Consider the following 15,688-nt stretch of genomic DNA (forward strand, 5'->3'; position numbering starts at 1 on the left):
ATATCCATGGAAGTTTCGGGGGTGGGCAAAATTATACACAGGGGAGTAACATGAACATGCCATTCCCAGCTACACAAGGAGAACGATCATGACCGACATCATCAAGCTGTTGGGGGAAGAAGCAGAATCCCTGCTTGCACATCGCTGTACCGGCATCCCCAAAGAATCGTTACACCCGCCCGGCCCCGATTATGTGGATCGCGTGGTCGCCATCAAGGATCGACCGACCGGCGTGTTGCGCAGCCTGCAGGCACTCTACGGGCATGGGCGGCTCGCCAACACCGGTTATCTGTCGCTGCTGCCGGTCGATCAGGGCGTGGAACATTCCGGCGGTGCCTCGTTCGCACCCAACCCGATGTATTTCGACCCGGAGAACATCGTCAGCCTCGCCATCGAGGGCGGCTGCAACGGCGTGGCCTCCACGCTCGGCGTGCTGGGTTCGGTGGCACGCCGCTACGCGCACAAGATACCGTTCATCGTGAAGATCAACCACAACGAGCTGCTGACCTATCCCAACGAGTTCGACCAGACATTGTTCGCCAGTGTGGATCAGGCCTTCGACATGGGCGCGGTAGCAGTCGGCGCCACAGTGTTCTACGGTTCCGAGCATGCGCGCCGCCAGATACTGGAAGTCTCCGAAGCGTTCGAACATGCGCACGAACTCGGCATGGCAACCATCCTGTGGGCCTACCTGCGCAACCCGGCTTTCAAGACCGACAAGGACTATCACGTCTCCGCCGACCTCACCGGCCAGGCCAACCACCTGGCCGTCACCATCAATGCCGACATCGTGAAACAGAAGATGGCCGAGAACAACGGCGGCTACAACGCGATCAAATTCGGCAAGACCAGCTCCAGGGTGTACAGCGAACTGACCAGCGACCACCCCATCGATCTGGTGCGCTATCAGGTGGCGAACTGCTACATGGGACGCGTCGGCATGATCAATTCCGGCGGAGCCTCGGGCAGCAACGATCTGGCGCAGGCGGTCAGAACGGCCGTGATCAACAAGCGCGCCGGCGGCATGGGGCTGATCTCGGGGCGCAAGGCGTTCCAGAAGCCGATGCAGGATGGCGTGGCGCTATTGAATTCGATCCAGGATGTGTATCTGGACCAGAAAGTGACACTCGCATAACGTCAACAACATTCCTTCAGGGAGCGACCCGATGAAAATGAATCTCCGCATGACAGTCGCCGCAATCATCATCCTGCTGTGCAGTGTCGCCGGTTACGTCTACTGGCAGGCCAGTCAGCCAGGCCCTGCGCCGGTGCAGGCTCCACCCCCTCCCCTGCCGCCCGAACCGGAAGTACGCCAGGTGCTCGAAGCCCCTCCGGAAGCACCCGCGCTGCCCACGCTGGACGAAAGCGACTCTTATTTGCTCAAAGCCCTGTCCGGCTTGATCGGCAATCCATCCCTGATGGAATACCTGATCACCGAGCGACTCATCCGAAACATCGTCGCCACCGTGGACAACCTGCCGCGCAAGGAGGTCTCGATGCGCGTGATACCGGTCAAACGGGTGCCGGGCAGTTTTATCGTCGCCGGGACGGAGGGCGACTGGCGCATCGGCCCGAACAATGCGGTTCGCTACGCGCCCTATGTAAAGATCGCCGCAGCGGTCGATGCAAAACAACTGGTCGAGCTTTATATCCGCCTCTATCCGCTGTTCCAGCAGGCCTACGAAGAACTGGGCTACCCCAAGCGATATTTCAACGACCGCCTGATCGTGGCGCTCGACGACCTGATCGCCGCACCGGACATCGCGGAACCGGTGAAACTGGTTCGACCCAAGGTGTTTTACCTGTACGCCGATCCCGACCTGGAGAACCGCTCCATCGGCCAGCGCATCCTGATGCGCATGGGTGGCAATAACCGGACGAATATCAAGGACCGGCTTCAGGAAATCAAACAGGAACTTTTGCTGCACATGCACGAGCAGAAGGTGGAAAACCCCGCATGACCGGTTGATGCGACCCTTGCTGTGCGTGGCTGATGCTATTCAGCTTACCGGTTGACTGGAACTGCCGGCGCACTCACGCAAGAACGTCGAAGCTGGCGTAGCTGCCGGTACCCTGCGTAACCTCGACCCGATCCACGCGAGCTTGCGACGGTCCATGGCGCGCCCAGTCCAGCATGGACTCCACGGCATCGGCACCGCCCTGCACCATCGCCTCTACCGTGCCATCGCCGCGATTGCGCACCCAGCCCGCAACCCCGCATCTTTGCGCTTCGCGGCGCATCGAGTCGCGGAAGAACACGCCTTGCACGCGTCCGTGAATGACAAGATGCAACGTTTTCCCGATGTGGACACCATTCATTATTCGCCACCTGCCTGTCAGCGTTCCATGCGGGCAAAACAGCCCGATATCGATTCACAATTACGCTCGAAGTATGCAACGCGTTGCCGGAAAGATAAAGCTTGCTGCCCGCCCCAGAATGACAATAGACCTCAAGCAGCACATGGATTCCTCGCCGTTCATGCTCAACATCGGCTTAAAAGTTGGGGGTATGATGTATCCGGCGAAAGCGTGTGTCTGCAATGACGCCGCTATCTGTTCCTGAAACTCGCAATGCCTCAAAGCAAGGCCAAGTATCATGCGCAGGGAGTAACGATGTTCTGGAATCTGGCTCTGGTTGTCGTGGAAGTTGTGATCATCACCGTGCTCGATTATGCGGTGGTCAACTCACCTGTCTCGCTGGACGTCTTTTACTGTCTGCCCGTCATTCAGGCGGCGCGTCTGGGTTCCATCCAGGCCATGCGCAGGACCGACTCGCAGATTCCCCTGTATTTCGCGATATTCACCGGCGTCACCTGGAGCGTGGCCGAAGCGATGATGCATCCGGATTTCCCGCTTTCCGCCTTTCTGCTGAACGCTTTTTCCCGCAGCGTCACCTTCACCGTCCTCGCCAGGGTTGTAGCCAGACTATGGAAAGAACGTGAATACGGAATAAGCGATCACCTGACCAAACTGAACAACCGGGCAGAGTTCATGCAGCGATTCGAAGTGGAGCAACTCCGCAGTGAACGCACCGGCAAGCCCTACTCGGCGATGTTCGTCGATATCGATAATTTCAAGGCATTGAACGACCGGTTCGGTCACGACGCAGGCGACAAGGCACTCAAGCGGCTGGCCAATGTCCTGAGACAGAATTCCAGAAAGATCGATATCCTGGCCCGCATCGGCGGGGACGAGTTCGTCCTGCTATTCCCCGAGACGGAACATGACAGTTGCACGACGGTTTCGGATCGCATCAGGAAAGACGCACACATGGAATTCGAAAAACACGGCTGGCCGATATCCGTCTCGATCGGCTGCGTATCCGAAACCGGGCGCAATCGAAACATCGAGGAGATATTGCGCGAAGCAGACCAGATCATGTATACGGCCAAGATTGCTCACAAAAATTCGGCCCCGCAATGACCGCACGTTGCCGGGATGCAGATTAAATGAGCGACTTCACCTTTTCCGCTATCCCCCTGCGCTTGAGCATATTGAAGAACTCGCCCTCGCCGCGCGCAGCGATTCTCGATACGCACGCCATGTTCTTCTCGATGGATTCCACGTAATAGTTGTTGTCGACCCCCATCGTATCCCTGAAGTGGAACACCAACTCCTTGTAGATGCCCCCGAGCGGCCCGTCCAGCTTACGGCGCGCCATCTCGTAGAAATGGTTGGTCTGGCACAGCAGGTCGTGCATGTTCCGGTAGTTGCCCAGTTTGGCCTCCCTGAACTCCAGATACAGGAACAGGAGCTTTTCCAGGTAGATCCGGTCGGCCATCTGCCCGGTAAGGTCGGCGGTCACCACGATGCGTCCCAGCATGCGCATCCGTTCGTTGACGAATTCGATCTGATCGAACGGACGGAAATGTTCGGTTCCCAGGATCATGACGGCCAGAGAGGCCACGTCGGAAGGCAGCTTGTGGTCGATGGAATATTGCCGCACAAACTCGATACCGCGCTGGACGTGTGTCTGCGTGTACTGCGCGCCGGTTCCGCTTTCCTCTCCCCTGCGCTGTGAATAGCCGACATCGTGCATCAGGATGGCGATGATCACCAGTGCGATCTCCCCGTCCGTCAGCTTCTTCCCGGAGACATGCATGCCATGCATGATCCTCACCGCGCACAGCAACGCCCCCAGCGTATGCGGCAGGTCGTGGTATGGCGTCCCGATGGGAGCATAGCCCGGATATTCACCCCCGAACAGCCGCAGGACATCCTCATACACGCTCTGGATGAGCGTGAAATCGTAATCGGGGCTCATGCGCCGGACGAGGTCACGCGCCTTGCCCCATACGATCGCCGGCTCCTCGTTGTCGAACAGACCATCGATCTCGTCAGGCGTCGGTTTATGTTCCATTCTTGAAAACCCTCTCGTCACGGGACATTTTCGGCAGCCCCTGCGTCAATAAATTTAAGCTCTCAGTCTACTCCTCGTTCACATTGGAATACAACTTCCCCGAAAGCAGGCTGGCAGAGACGATCAGTGCCGCACCCACCCATTCGCGCAACTCCATCTCCTCACCGGCCAGAAAATAGGATGACACGGCAGCCACCACCAGCTCGAACAGCAGGAAAACGATGGCGCGATTGGCCGGCAGGCGCGCAAGGGCATACTGCATGGCGAAACTGATGGCGCACAGCACGATGCCGAGCAGGCCGAGCAACAACCAGGACTGTCCATCGATCGCCAGCATCCGGTCCTGCCATCCGCCCTGCCAGATCAGCAGCGGCGCAGTCAGCACGACCGTACCGGCCCAGACACTGTATGACTTCATTTCGGTGCTCATGTGTTCGGCGCGCCGCGACACCACATTGGACAGCGCGAACCCCATGCCCGCAGACAAACCCGCCCACTCCGCAAAATTACCGGGCAACGGCACCCCGAGTTCCGGCTCCCACAGCATGATGAGCGCTCCGAAAAAAGATGACAGGATGACCAGATAGCCATAAAAGTTGAGACGCTCGCCCAGCAGCCAGTAGGAAAACAGGATGGTCCACAACGGCGCGAGATAGAACAACAGCAGCACGCGCATCACTTCGCCGTGCAGCACCGCCAGCACATAGCCGAAGTTCGTCCAGCCCGCGCTCAATACCAGCAGCAATGCCCACCAGCCGAAAGCGGAGCGTTCGCGCCACACACGCGGCAGCATGAACGCGCCGCACAGCATCGCCAGCAGATAAGTGATCAGCGTCGCCATCGCGCCGGACACGCCGGCATCCTGCAACGCGCGGTAGGGAAACCAGATCAGACCCCACACCAGCGCGCCGCTCAACACCCCGACGATCGGCAACGCATTTTGTTTTGATGGCAACTTGCCGCCCCTTATATAATGCACAACGTTTTCGCCACCGATCGGACCGCAAAAAACAATGAACCCGGAATTACAGCGCCTGCAGCCCTATCCTTTCCAGAAACTCGCCGGACTGTTCGGTGAAGTGACGCCGAACGCGGCCCTGAAACCGATCCGGCTGTCCATCGGCGAGCCGAAGCATGCCACACCGCAATTCATCAAGGATGCGCTGGTCGCGGGTCTCGACGGGCTGGCGAATTATCCCACAACCGCCGGCAGCGACGCGCTGCGTAGCGCGATCGCCGAATGGCTGGCAAACCGCTACGGGATTCCCGCGCCGGATGCGAAGACGCAGATATTGCCGGTGAACGGCAGCCGCGAGGCGCTGTTCGCTTTCGCGCAGGCGGTGATCGACCGCAGCAGGCCCGACCCGGCAGTGGTCTGCCCCAACCCGTTCTACCAGATCTATGAAGGCGCGGCCCTGCTGGCCGGCGCGACACCGCATTTCCTCAACGCCCTGCCGGAAAACGGTTATGCACCGGACCTTGCGCAACTGCCGGAAACCGTGTGGTCGCGCACGCAACTGGTTTACGTGTGCTCGCCGGGCAACCCGACCGGACGCGTGACGACCCTGGCGGAATGGCAGGCGCTGTTCGAGATGAGCGATCGCCACGGCTTCGTGATCGCCTCGGACGAATGCTATTCCGAGATCTATTTTGGCGAGGCACCATCGGAGGGCGGAGCAGGGGCCCCGCGCAGCGGGGATGTGACCCCGGAGATGGACGCAGCAACCGCCACACCTGAAGCCAAAGACCTGATGATCTCTCGCGGGCGCAAGCCGCTCGGCGCATTGCAGGCCGCACACCAGCTCGGACGCGACGATTACAAGAACCTGCTCGTATTCTCCAGCCTGTCCAAGCGCTCCAATGTGCCGGGCCTGCGTTCCGGCTTCGTCGCAGGCGATGCGGCCATCGTCGGAAAATTCACCCTGTACCGCACCTACCACGGCTGCGCGATGAACCCGGCGGTGCAGGCCGCCAGCCTCGCCGCATGGAACGACGAGGCGCATGTCGCTGAGAACCGCCGCCTGTATGCCGAGAAATTCTCCCGGGTGACAAAGATTCTGGAACCGGCGCTTCCAGTCGCGTTGCCGGACGCGGGTTTCTACCTGTGGATACGCACGCCGGTTCCAGACACCGCTTTCGCGCAAGCCCTGTATCGTGACTATAATGTGACCGTGTTGCCGGGCAGCTATCTGGCCCGCTCCGCGAACGGCATCAATCCCGGCGAGAATTTCGTACGCCTGGCGCTGGTCGCCGAAGTCGCCGAAACGGTGGAGGCCGCGCAACGCATCGCACAATTCGTTTCAACGCTCAACTAATACCTTACTGGAAACCATCATGGATCAATTGCAGCAAATCATAGAGACCGCCTTTGAACGCCGCGCCGAGATCACACCGCGCAATGCCGACGCACAACTCAAGGAGACGATCGACAACGTCATCGCCCAGCTCGACCAGGGCAAGCTGCGCGTCGCGGAAAAGATCAATGGCGACTGGGTCACCCACCAGTGGCTGAAGAAAGCCGTGCTGCTGTCGTTCCGCCTGGAAGACAACAACTTCATCAAGGGCGGCTTCACCAATTACTACGACAAGGTGCCCTCCAAGTTCGCCGATTACAACAGCCGCGATTTCCGCGAAGGCGGCTTCCGCGTCGTGCCTCCCGCTGCCGCGCGCCGTGGCGCATTCATCGGCAAGAACGTGGTGCTGATGCCTTCCTATGTGAACATCGGCGCGTACGTCGATGAAGGCACCATGGTGGACACCTGGGCGACGGTCGGCTCCTGCGCACAGATCGGCAAGAACGTGCACCTGTCCGGCGGCGTCGGCATCGGCGGCGTGCTGGAGCCGGTGCAGGCCAACCCGACCATCATCGGCGACAACTGTTTCATCGGCGCGCGCTCCGAAGTGGTCGAAGGTGTGATCGTCGAAGACAACGTGGTGATCTCGATGGGCGTATTCATCGGCCAGAGCACCAAAATATATGACCGCGAGACCGGTGAAGTCACTTATGGGCGGGTCCCCGCCGGCTCGGTGGTGGTAAGCGGCAGCCTGCCTTCCAAGGACGGGAAGTACAGCCTGTACTGCGCGGTGATCGTAAAGAAGGTTGACGAAAAAACGCTGTCCAAGGTCGGCATCAACGAGCTGTTGAGGGGAATCTAAACCCGGGATATGGGATACAGGATTCAGGAAACAGCCGCTCGCCCTGAATCCTTCATCCTGAAATCGAGGTGACAAAATGATCGTTACACCGTTATTGCAACTCGCCGCAGAAAAACAAGCTTCCGATCTGTTCTTCTCGGTCGGCGCGCCGGTCAACATCAAGATTGACGGTGTCGCCATGCCGGTCAACTCGCAGTTACTGGATGCCGATATCATCAAGCGCATCGCCTATGAATTGATGGGGCCGAAGCGCATCCCGGTGTTCGAAGCCGAGATGGAGATGAATTTCTCGTTCCGCGGTGACGGCGTCGGCAGTTTCCGCGTCAACGTGTTCCGCCAGCGCGGCGACATCGCCATCGTGATCCGCCACGTCAAGGGCAAGATCGAAAACGCGGAGAACCTGAAACTGCCCAGGGTGCTCAATGAACTGATCATGGAAAAGCGCGGCCTGGTGCTGGTGGTCGGCGCGACCGGTTCGGGAAAATCCACCACGCTCGCCTCGATGATCGAGCATCGCAACGCGACCAGGAGCGGCCATATCCTGACCATCGAGGACCCGGTCGAATACATCTTCGGCCACGGCAAGTCCATCGTGAACCAGCGCGAGATCGGCACCGACACGCTGTCGTATGAACAGGCGCTGTCCAGCGGGATGCGCGAAGCGCCGGACGTGCTGATGATCGGCGAGGTGCGCGACCGCGACACGCTCAAGCACGCGCTGATCTTCGCGCAGACCGGCCATCTGTGCCTGACCACGCTGCATGCCAACAACAGCTATCACGCGCTGAACCGCATCGTGAACTTCTTCCCCTACGATTCGCGCCAGAGCGTGCTGTCCGACCTGTCGATGTGCCTGCGCGCGGTCATCTCGCAACGGCTGGTGCGCAACGTGCACGGCAAGCAGGTACCCGCCGTGGAGATCCTGCTGAATACTTCGCTGATCGCCGACCATATCAAGAACGACGAGATCGACAAGATCCGCGAGGCCATCGACAAGAGCGTCTCGGCCGGCTCGCAGACCTTCGAGCAGGCGCTGTACAAACTGTTCAAGAACGGGGAGATCACCAAGGAAGAAGCGATGCGCAACGCCGATTCGGCCAGCAACCTGGCCACCCTGCTCGATTTCTCCGAGCGCACCAGCACCATGAAGATACCGGCATACCAACCCGAGCAGGAGGCACAGCAAGCCAAGGCCGAGCCCTCCGATTTCAGCGGCATCAAACTCAACCTGGACGATCCGAAATGAAGCTGTACGGCATCCCCAACTGCGGCACGGTGAAGAAGGCGCGTGCCTGGCTGGACCAACGGGGTGTCGAATACGAGTTCCACGACTTCAGGAAACACGGCGTCACGAAACCCATGCTTTCCGGCTGGCTCAAACAGGTCGGCTGGCAAAAACTGCTGAAGAAGACCGGCCCGACCTGGGGCAAACTGCCGCAGGAGGTCAAAGACTCGGTCAAGGACGATGCGGCGGCGCTGGCGCTGATGCTGGAACAACCCAATGTCATCAAGCGTCCGGTGCTGGAGCACGACGGCAAGGTGCTGGCGACCGGGTTCAACGAAACAGAATACGAGAACTTGAAGCAATGAGCGACACACTGGAACTGGCCAAGCGGCTTATCTCGCGCAAATCCCTCACGCCGATGGACGACGGCTGTCTCGACATCATCGGCGCGCGTCTCGCACCGCTTGGTTTTAACCTGGAGAAGATGCGCCACAGCGAAGTGGACAACCTGTGGGCCCGGCGCGGCGACGCATCGCCCCTGGTCTGTTTCGCCGGACATACCGACGTGGTGCCGACCGGCCCGGTGAACCGGTGGGACAGCGACCCGTTCACGCCCACGGTGCGCGACGGCATGCTGTACGGGCGCGGCGCGGCCGACATGAAGGGCTCGCTGGCCGCCTTCGTCACCGCCATCGAGAAGTTCGTCGGCGTACACCCGCAACATCGCGGCTCCATCGCCCTGTTGCTGACCTCGGACGAGGAAGGCGTAGCAGTGGACGGTACGGTGCGCGTGGTCGAAGCCTTGCAGGAACGGGGCGAACTACTCGATTACTGCATCGTCGGCGAACCGACCTGCGTCAGCAAGCTCGGCGACACCATCAAGAACGGCCGGCGCGGTTCGCTGTCCGGCACGCTCACCGTCAAGGGTGTGCAAGGCCACATCGCCTACCCCCATCTGGTGAAGAACCCGATCCATCTGGCCGCGCCCGCCATCGCCGAACTGGCGGCGACCGAATGGGACAAGGGCAACGAATATTTCCCGCCGACCTCGTGGCAGATATCCAACATCCACGCCGGCACCGGCGCGACCAACGTCGTCCCCGGCACGGTGGAGATCCTGTTCAACTTCCGCCACTCCACGGCAAGCACGACGGATGATCTCAAGGAACGCGTCCACGCCATCCTCGATAAACACGGGCTGGATTACGAACTGGAATGGGAGATGTCCGGCAAGCCCTACCTTACCCCGCGCGGCGACCTGGTGGATGCGGTCGAGGGGGCGATCAAACAGGTTGCGGGCGTCGACACCGAACTTTCCACCAGCGGCGGCACATCGGACGGGCGCTTCATCGCCGACATCTGCCCGCAGGTCCTCGAACTCGGCCCGCTCAACGCCACCATCCACAAGCTCAACGAATGCGTGGCCGTTGCCGACCTCGACGCACTCTCGGATATCTATTACCTGACACTGGTCAAGTTGCTGACAAAATGACCAAGTTCATATTCATACTGCTGATCATCATCTTCGTGGTGTGGCTCATCTCCCGTGCCCGCGGCAATCAGAACAATCGAAATAATGACGGGAGTACGGGCAGTTCGAGCGACACCGGTCAGCCCGGGGCAAGTTGCAAAGACAACAGCGACTGCGATGGCGGCGGCGATGGCGGCGGCGGTGGAGGCGACTGATGAGCAATTATTTTTCGGAAGCGGCGCAACATCTTCGTACCGTGCGCGACTGTCTGCGTTTCGCGGTCAGCCGGTTCAACCAGGCAGGATTGTTCTTCGGGCACGGCAGCGATGACGCCTACGACGAAGCGGCCTATCTCATCCTGCACGCGCTGCACCTGCCACTGGACCGGCTGGAACCGTTCATGGACGCCACCCTCACCCATACCGAGCTGTTCGAGGTGTTGAACATCATCGAGAAACGGGTCGAGCAGCGCATCCCGGCTGCCTACCTGACCCACCAGGCCTTCCTCGGCGAATTCAGTTTCTATGTCGATGAGCGCGTCATCGTGCCGCGCTCCTTCATCGCCGAACTGCTGCGCGAACGACTCGCGCCGTGGGTCGTCGATCCGGACGGGATCGGCAGCGTGCTGGATCTGTGTACCGGCAGCGGCTGTCTCGCCGTCCTCGCCGCCCATGCCTTCCCTTGTTCCGAGGTGGATGCGGTGGATCTGTCGCCCGCCGCACTGGCGGTCGCGGAACGCAATGTTTCCGACTACGACTTGAGTGACCGCATCAACCTGATCGAGTCCGACCTGTTCGCCACGCTGAGCCGCAGGCGTTACGACCTGATCATCAGCAACCCGCCCTATGTGGATGCCGGCTCGGTCGCCGCGCTGCCGCAGGAATACCTGCACGAGCCGGTACTCGCGCTGGGCAGCGGCAGCGACGGGCTGGACGCCACCCGCGTCATCCTCGAACATGCCGCCGACCATCTCACCGAGGACGGGCTGCTGGTCGTCGAGATCGGCCACAACCGCGACGCGCTGGAAGCCGCCTATCCCGACCTGCCGTTCACCTGGCTGGAGGTCAGCGCCGGCGACCAGTTCGTGTTTTTGTTGCACAGGAACGATCTGCTCTGATGTCATCGGTCGGCCATTACGAGAACTTCCCCGTTGCCTCCATCCTCATGCCCAGGCGGCTGCGCAGGCCGGTCGCGGCGATCTACCATTTCGCCCGCGCGGCGGATGACATCGCCGACGAAGGCGATCTGGCAAACGGGGAACGCCTGGGCCAGCTCGACGAATTCCGCGACGAGCTCACGCACATCGCCAACGACGAAACACCCCTCACCCCGCTGTTCCGCAACCTGACTGACGAGATCCATCGCCACCATCTGCCGATGCAGCCTTTCCATGACCTGCTCGTCGCCTTTTCGCAGGACGTGGTGAAAAAACGTTATGCCGATTTCGACGAAGTGCTCGACTACTGCCGCCGCTCGGCCAACCCGGTCGGCACCCTGCTGCTGCACCTGTACGGCGAAGCCACACCGGTTAACCTCGCCTATTCCGACGCGATCTGCACCTCGTTGCAGCTCATCAACTTCTGGCAGGACGTGGCCAGGGACTGGAGCATAGGCCGCGTGTATCTTCCGCAGGACGACCTGGTGCGATACAGCGTCAGCGAAGCACAGATCGCCGAAGGGCGCTGCGATGACAACTGGCGTGCACTGATGCAGTTCGAGGTACAGCGTGCGCGCGAGATGATGTTGTATGGCAAGCCGCTGGGCACCATCCTGAGCGGGCGCATCGGGCTGGAGATGCGCATGATCATCGCGGGTGGCCTGCGCATCCTCGACAAACTGGAGGCCGCCGACTACGACATGTTCCGCCGGCGTCCGGTATTGAAGCCATACGACTGGGTTATTATGCTGGCGAAGTCCGCACCCTTCTGAGAATCCATGGATCCGAACCAGTACTGCGAAGACAAATGCCGCCAGAGCGGCTCCAGCTTCACCGGCAGCTTCCGCTTCCTGCCGCAGGACAAGCGCCGCGCGATGACGGCACTGTATGCCTTCTGCCGCGAAGTGGACGATGTGGTGGACGAATGCTCCGACGCGGGCGTGGCACGCACCACCCTCAACTGGTGGCGTAGCGAAGCCGCAGCGGTATACAACGGCAAGCCGACCCACCCCGTGTGCCAGGCGCTGATTCCGGTGGTGCAGCAGTTCAACCTGCCGCAGGAACACCTGCTGGAGATCATCGACGGTATGGAGATGGACCTCGACCAGCCGCGCTATGCCGATTTCAAGTCGCTGCAACTGTATTGCTATCGCGTCGCGTCGGTGGTCGGGCTGCTGTCGGCCGAGATATTCGGCTACACCGACCGCGAGACATTGAAGTACGCGCACGACCTCGGCATCGCCTTCCAGCTCACCAACATCATCCGCGACGTGGGCGAGGACGCGCGACGCAACCGCATCTACCTGCCGATGGACGAGATGCAGCAGTTCGGCGTCACCGCCGCCGACATCCTCAATGCACGCGAGACCGAGGGTTTCCACCAACTGATGGCGTTCCAGATCGGGCGCGCACGGCGCTATTACGCGCAGGCGTTCGACCATCTGCCCGCCGCCGACCGCAAGGCTCAACGCGCCGGACTGATCATGGCGGAGATCTACCAGGCTGTGCTGGACGAAGTCGAACGCAGCGGCTGCCATGTGCTGAAGGAGCGTGTCTCGCTGACGCCGACCTACAAGTTGTGGCTGGCCTTCAAGGCATGGCTCACGAATTGATTGATTCCTTCCCCCTCCCAGGGGGAAGGTTAGGATGGGGGTAATATCTGATGACCACCCATAGAATCAAAACATACACAACGAAAAATGCCAGATCACTGCGAAGTGACATGACATATGTCGAACGCACATTGTGGCAGGCATTACGCGGCGGACAGCTAGGCGGATACAAATTCCGCCGCCCACATCCCATTGGAAAATATATAGCGGACTTTGCCTGTATCGAAGGAAGACTTGTGATCGAATTGGATGGAGGACAGCATCAAGCTCAACAAAGCTACGATGAACAACGAAGTGCATTCATGCAGATGCAAGGTTGGCAGGTATTGAGATTCTGGAATACCGATGTACTGGATAATCTGGATGGAGTGCTGTTCAAGGTTACAGAAAAATTGAAGGATTTACCCCCACCCTAACCCTCCCCCTGACAGGGGGAGGGAATATAGAGCAATAAACTGCACAAAAAACTATGGATGTATCCTCAAACATAAGAGTTGGAATCATCGGCGGCGGTTACGCCGGCATGGCCGCCGCCGTCGAACTTGCGGCCCACGGTATTCCCGTCACCGTATTCGAGAGCGCGCAACAGCTCGGCGGCCGCGCGCGCGGCGTGCGTCTTCCAAACCCGGTACGGCGGAAAACACATCTTGCCACCCCCTCTCTCCAACTCTCCCCCGGAGGGGGAGAGGGCGACCGTCCCCTGCCGGGGGATTATTTGACTCTGGACAACGGCCAGCACCTGCTGCTCGGCTGCTACCGCGAGACGCTGCGCCTGATCGAACGGGTCGGCGGCAACATCGAACATGACTTCCTGCGTCTGCCTTTGCAGCTCGACCTGCACGGACATTTCTCCCTGCAAGCACCGCGCCTGCCCGCACCGCTGCACCTGCTGGCCGCGCTGCTCGGCGCGCAAGGCCTGACCTGGGGCGAACGCATGAATGCCGCGCGCTTCATGCTCACCTTGCGCGGCATGCGATTCCGGCTGAAACAGGACATGACCGTCGCCGAATTGCTCGCCCGGCATGGGCAGGATGCCGACCTCACGCTGAAACTGTGGGAGCCGCTGTGCATCGCCGCGCTGAACACGCCAATCAACAAGGCCTCCGCGCAGGTGCTGCTGAACGTGCTGCGTGACGCGCTGAACCGCAAGCGCGCCGACAGCGACATGCTGCTTCCCCGACTCGACTTCACCGCGCTGTTCCCGCAGCGGGCCGCCGCCTTCGTCGAACGACACGGTGGCAAGGTGCACATGGCGTGCGGCGTGGAAAGCATCCATCCGAAAGAGGATGGCATCGAGATAGTCACCGCGAACGGCACGCATACATTCAGCCATGTCATCTGCGCCGCGCCGCCGGTGAATGCGGCCAGACTGTTGCGCCCGCTCGTCGCGACGGCGGACAGCGTCGCGCAGATCGATGCTCTGGAGCAGCAGCCGATCTACACCGTGTATCTGCAATATCCCGCCGAAGTCACCCTGCCGCATCCGATGATCGGCCTGCACCGGCGCTACAGCCAGTGGCTGTTCGACAAGGGAAGGATCGCCGGCCAACACGGGCTGATTGCCGCCGTGATCAGCGCGGAAGGCATCCATCAGGAATTGCCGCAGGATGAACTGGCGCAGAAAGTGATCGCCGAACTGCGCGAGGAATTCGGCATCGCCGAACTGCCGCAATGGCACAAGGTCATCGCCGAGAAGCGCGCCACCTTCTGTTGCTCGCCCGACCTGCAGCGCCCCGCGCAACAGACCGCCATCCCCAACCTGCTGCTGGCCGGCGACTACACTGCGGGCGATTATCCGGCGACGCTGGAAGGCGCGGTACTCGGCGGAGTGCGCTGCGCCCGGCTCTGCCTCCCTGCGCGGAAGTAATCCGTATTGTCGTAATACGTTTCCTGCGCATTCTCCGCCGCCCAGCCCGGCACACCGAGCAGCGGCACCGGCGTCAGTTCGCGGGTGCTGCGACAATGCTCCGCCACCGACAGGTAATCCGCCAGCCTGCCATCCAGATACGCCAGCTGTTCCATAAGCGGCCAGCCAAAGAAGTTCGGCTCCACGGGCAGCAGCAACCCCTGCCCGGTCATGCCCACATAGGGATGCAGCGCCTTCTCATGAAGGCCATGACCGAAGATGAAGAAGCCCATATTCTCACGAACCAAAGCGCGCCTCCGCCAGAACAGCTCTTTCCACTGAAAGCCGAGCAGCAGGTCGGCCAGTCCGTCATCCGCACAAGGAACAATGACGCCCGACTCGTCCAGCAACGTGATCGCGTCGCGCGTCGCGCCGCGCTGGCTGCGCGCCGCCGCCTCCACACCGTCTGCGCCGGTCAGCACCCGGTAATGGCGTTCGTTGATCGCCGCCTTGGCTTGGGGAAAAACGAGCCATACCAGCGCGTTGAACAGGTCGTGCCAGTTGTCCGGACGCGTCGGCACCTCGCCCCCAAGGTAGCAGCGCGGCTCGTATTGCGCTTCGAAAGGCAGCTTGCCGTATTGCTGCTCGACGAAGCGCAGGGGTTGCCCGCTGCGTACCGCGATGGCGGGCCGATGCGCATCCAGCAGCGCATTGAAATCACGCAGTGAGGGAAAGCCGTTCCCGCCCAGGCTTGCGATCACGGGATGCAGCGGCAGGAACAGCGGCGAGCGCAGCAACGATTCCCTGTCCCATTCTATTCTCTTGTCCATGTCCGCCAGTTTAGCCGAATCGCGCGGCACA

General features: G+C 60.7%; 18 protein-coding genes. 14 read left to right on the top strand and 4 right to left on the bottom strand.

Going from position 1 to position 15,688, the window contains the following annotated elements:
* Positions 1 to 88: 88 nt before the first annotated feature.
* Together IPM27_03940 and IPM27_03945 are read left to right on the top strand one after the other, a co-directional pair.
* Positions 89 to 1,135 (top strand): class I fructose-bisphosphate aldolase, encoded by a 1,047-nt coding sequence (locus IPM27_03940; protein MBK9160701.1) that lies wholly within the window; start codon positions 89 to 91, stop codon positions 1,133 to 1,135.
* A gap of 31 nt (positions 1,136 to 1,166) precedes the next feature.
* Positions 1,167 to 1,961, top strand: a complete 795-nt coding sequence (locus IPM27_03945; protein MBK9160702.1) for a DUF3014 domain-containing protein — start codon at positions 1,167 to 1,169, stop codon at positions 1,959 to 1,961.
* A 73-nt stretch (positions 1,962 to 2,034) separates the two neighbouring features.
* Here IPM27_03945 and IPM27_03950 read toward each other — a convergent pair whose 3' ends face one another.
* Positions 2,035 to 2,319: an acylphosphatase gene (locus IPM27_03950; protein ID MBK9160703.1), complete on the bottom strand. Its 285-nt coding sequence runs from the start codon at positions 2,317 to 2,319 to the stop codon at positions 2,035 to 2,037.
* Positions 2,320 to 2,613: 294 nt separating this feature from the next.
* Between IPM27_03950 and IPM27_03955 the strand changes: the two genes are divergently transcribed.
* Complete coding sequence (locus IPM27_03955) at positions 2,614 to 3,423, top strand: GGDEF domain-containing protein (protein ID MBK9160704.1); 810 nt, start codon at positions 2,614 to 2,616, stop codon at positions 3,421 to 3,423.
* Between the two features lie 22 nt (positions 3,424 to 3,445).
* On the opposite strand, the gene IPM27_03960 is transcribed toward IPM27_03955, so the two are convergent.
* Positions 3,446 to 4,360 (bottom strand): HD domain-containing protein, encoded by a 915-nt coding sequence (locus IPM27_03960; GenBank protein ID MBK9160705.1) that lies wholly within the window; start codon positions 4,358 to 4,360, stop codon positions 3,446 to 3,448.
* Between the two features lie 67 nt (positions 4,361 to 4,427).
* Positions 4,428 to 5,330: a DMT family transporter gene (locus tag IPM27_03965; protein MBK9160706.1), complete on the bottom strand. Its 903-nt coding sequence runs from the start codon at positions 5,328 to 5,330 to the stop codon at positions 4,428 to 4,430.
* A 43-nt stretch (positions 5,331 to 5,373) separates the two neighbouring features.
* On the opposite strand from IPM27_03965, the gene IPM27_03970 reads away from it, so the two are divergent.
* The 11 genes from IPM27_03970 (at position 5,374) to IPM27_04020 (ending at position 14,848) form a co-directional block, all read left to right on the top strand.
* Positions 5,374 to 6,675: a pyridoxal phosphate-dependent aminotransferase gene (locus tag IPM27_03970; protein MBK9160707.1), complete on the top strand. Its 1,302-nt coding sequence runs from the start codon at positions 5,374 to 5,376 to the stop codon at positions 6,673 to 6,675.
* 19 nt (positions 6,676 to 6,694) lie between these two features.
* Positions 6,695 to 7,516, top strand: coding sequence for a 2,3,4,5-tetrahydropyridine-2,6-dicarboxylate N-succinyltransferase (dapD, locus tag IPM27_03975; GenBank protein MBK9160708.1), 822 nt, complete (start codon positions 6,695 to 6,697; stop codon positions 7,514 to 7,516).
* A 76-nt stretch (positions 7,517 to 7,592) separates the two neighbouring features.
* Complete coding sequence (locus IPM27_03980; GenBank protein ID MBK9160709.1) at positions 7,593 to 8,762, top strand: PilT/PilU family type 4a pilus ATPase; 1,170 nt, start codon at positions 7,593 to 7,595, stop codon at positions 8,760 to 8,762.
* The gene (locus tag IPM27_03985) at positions 8,759 to 9,106 is read left to right on the top strand and encodes an ArsC family reductase (protein MBK9160710.1); all 348 of its coding nucleotides are present in this window, start codon (positions 8,759 to 8,761) and stop codon (positions 9,104 to 9,106) included. Before IPM27_03980 ends, IPM27_03985 begins: the two co-directional genes overlap by 4 nt.
* Positions 9,103 to 10,233 (top strand): succinyl-diaminopimelate desuccinylase, encoded by a 1,131-nt coding sequence (gene dapE / locus IPM27_03990; protein ID MBK9160711.1) that lies wholly within the window; start codon positions 9,103 to 9,105, stop codon positions 10,231 to 10,233. The genes IPM27_03985 and dapE overlap by 4 nt, the downstream gene beginning before the upstream one ends.
* A complete protein-coding gene (locus tag IPM27_03995; GenBank protein ID MBK9160712.1) occupies positions 10,230 to 10,427 on the top strand; it encodes a hypothetical protein in 198 nt (65 codons plus the stop codon). The genes dapE and IPM27_03995 overlap by 4 nt, the downstream gene beginning before the upstream one ends.
* Positions 10,427 to 11,329, top strand: coding sequence for a 50S ribosomal protein L3 N(5)-glutamine methyltransferase (gene prmB, locus IPM27_04000; GenBank protein ID MBK9160713.1), 903 nt, complete (start codon positions 10,427 to 10,429; stop codon positions 11,327 to 11,329). The genes IPM27_03995 and prmB overlap by 1 nt, the downstream gene beginning before the upstream one ends.
* On the top strand, positions 11,329 to 12,141 hold the full coding sequence (gene hpnC, locus IPM27_04005; GenBank protein MBK9160714.1) for a squalene synthase HpnC: 813 nt from the start codon (positions 11,329 to 11,331) through the stop codon (positions 12,139 to 12,141). The genes prmB and hpnC overlap by 1 nt, the downstream gene beginning before the upstream one ends.
* 6 nt (positions 12,142 to 12,147) lie before the next feature.
* Positions 12,148 to 12,981, top strand: coding sequence for a presqualene diphosphate synthase HpnD (hpnD, locus tag IPM27_04010; protein MBK9160715.1), 834 nt, complete (start codon positions 12,148 to 12,150; stop codon positions 12,979 to 12,981).
* A gap of 50 nt (positions 12,982 to 13,031) precedes the next feature.
* Positions 13,032 to 13,397, top strand: coding sequence for a DUF559 domain-containing protein (locus tag IPM27_04015; protein MBK9160716.1), 366 nt, complete (start codon positions 13,032 to 13,034; stop codon positions 13,395 to 13,397).
* A gap of 53 nt (positions 13,398 to 13,450) precedes the next feature.
* Positions 13,451 to 14,848, top strand: a complete 1,398-nt coding sequence (locus IPM27_04020) for an FAD-dependent oxidoreductase (protein MBK9160717.1) — start codon at positions 13,451 to 13,453, stop codon at positions 14,846 to 14,848.
* Here the strand turns inward: IPM27_04020 and IPM27_04025 are convergent.
* Positions 14,773 to 15,657: a DUF3025 domain-containing protein gene (locus tag IPM27_04025; protein ID MBK9160718.1), complete on the bottom strand. Its 885-nt coding sequence runs from the start codon at positions 15,655 to 15,657 to the stop codon at positions 14,773 to 14,775. The two genes, IPM27_04020 and IPM27_04025, sit on opposite strands and share 76 nt — an antisense overlap.
* Positions 15,658 to 15,688 lie beyond the last annotated feature (31 nt).

The sequence above is a fragment of the Nitrosomonadales bacterium genome (genome assembly GCA_016716325.1).
GTDB lineage: Bacteria > Pseudomonadota > Gammaproteobacteria > Burkholderiales > Gallionellaceae > Gallionella.

What these genes read in the sequence shown, in the direction of transcription:
- prmB (MBK9160713.1), top strand. Translation starts at nt 10,427, where the DNA reads ATGAGCAATTATTTTTCGGAAGCGGCGCAACATCTTCGTACCGTGCGC.
- hpnD (MBK9160715.1), top strand. Translation starts at nt 12,148, where the DNA reads ATGGATCCGAACCAGTACTGCGAAGACAAATGCCGCCAGAGCGGCTCC.
- dapE (MBK9160711.1), top strand. Translation starts at nt 9,103, where the DNA reads ATGAGCGACACACTGGAACTGGCCAAGCGGCTTATCTCGCGCAAATCC.
- IPM27_03955 (MBK9160704.1), top strand. Translation starts at nt 2,614, where the DNA reads ATGTTCTGGAATCTGGCTCTGGTTGTCGTGGAAGTTGTGATCATCACC.
- dapD (MBK9160708.1), top strand. Translation starts at nt 6,695, where the DNA reads ATGGATCAATTGCAGCAAATCATAGAGACCGCCTTTGAACGCCGCGCC.
- IPM27_03940 (MBK9160701.1), top strand. Translation starts at nt 89, where the DNA reads ATGACCGACATCATCAAGCTGTTGGGGGAAGAAGCAGAATCCCTGCTT.
- IPM27_03970 (MBK9160707.1), top strand. Translation starts at nt 5,374, where the DNA reads ATGAACCCGGAATTACAGCGCCTGCAGCCCTATCCTTTCCAGAAACTC.
- IPM27_03980 (MBK9160709.1), top strand. Translation starts at nt 7,593, where the DNA reads ATGATCGTTACACCGTTATTGCAACTCGCCGCAGAAAAACAAGCTTCC.
- IPM27_03950 (MBK9160703.1), bottom strand. Translation starts at nt 2,319, where the DNA reads ATGAATGGTGTCCACATCGGGAAAACGTTGCATCTTGTCATTCACGGA.
- IPM27_04015 (MBK9160716.1), top strand. Translation starts at nt 13,032, where the DNA reads ATGACCACCCATAGAATCAAAACATACACAACGAAAAATGCCAGATCA.
- IPM27_03985 (MBK9160710.1), top strand. Translation starts at nt 8,759, where the DNA reads ATGAAGCTGTACGGCATCCCCAACTGCGGCACGGTGAAGAAGGCGCGT.
- IPM27_03960 (MBK9160705.1), bottom strand. Translation starts at nt 4,360, where the DNA reads ATGGAACATAAACCGACGCCTGACGAGATCGATGGTCTGTTCGACAAC.
- IPM27_03945 (MBK9160702.1), top strand. Translation starts at nt 1,167, where the DNA reads ATGAAAATGAATCTCCGCATGACAGTCGCCGCAATCATCATCCTGCTG.
- hpnC (MBK9160714.1), top strand. Translation starts at nt 11,329, where the DNA reads ATGTCATCGGTCGGCCATTACGAGAACTTCCCCGTTGCCTCCATCCTC.
- IPM27_03995 (MBK9160712.1), top strand. Translation starts at nt 10,230, where the DNA reads ATGACCAAGTTCATATTCATACTGCTGATCATCATCTTCGTGGTGTGG.
- IPM27_04020 (MBK9160717.1), top strand. Translation starts at nt 13,451, where the DNA reads ATGGATGTATCCTCAAACATAAGAGTTGGAATCATCGGCGGCGGTTAC.
- IPM27_04025 (MBK9160718.1), bottom strand. Translation starts at nt 15,657, where the DNA reads ATGGACAAGAGAATAGAATGGGACAGGGAATCGTTGCTGCGCTCGCCG.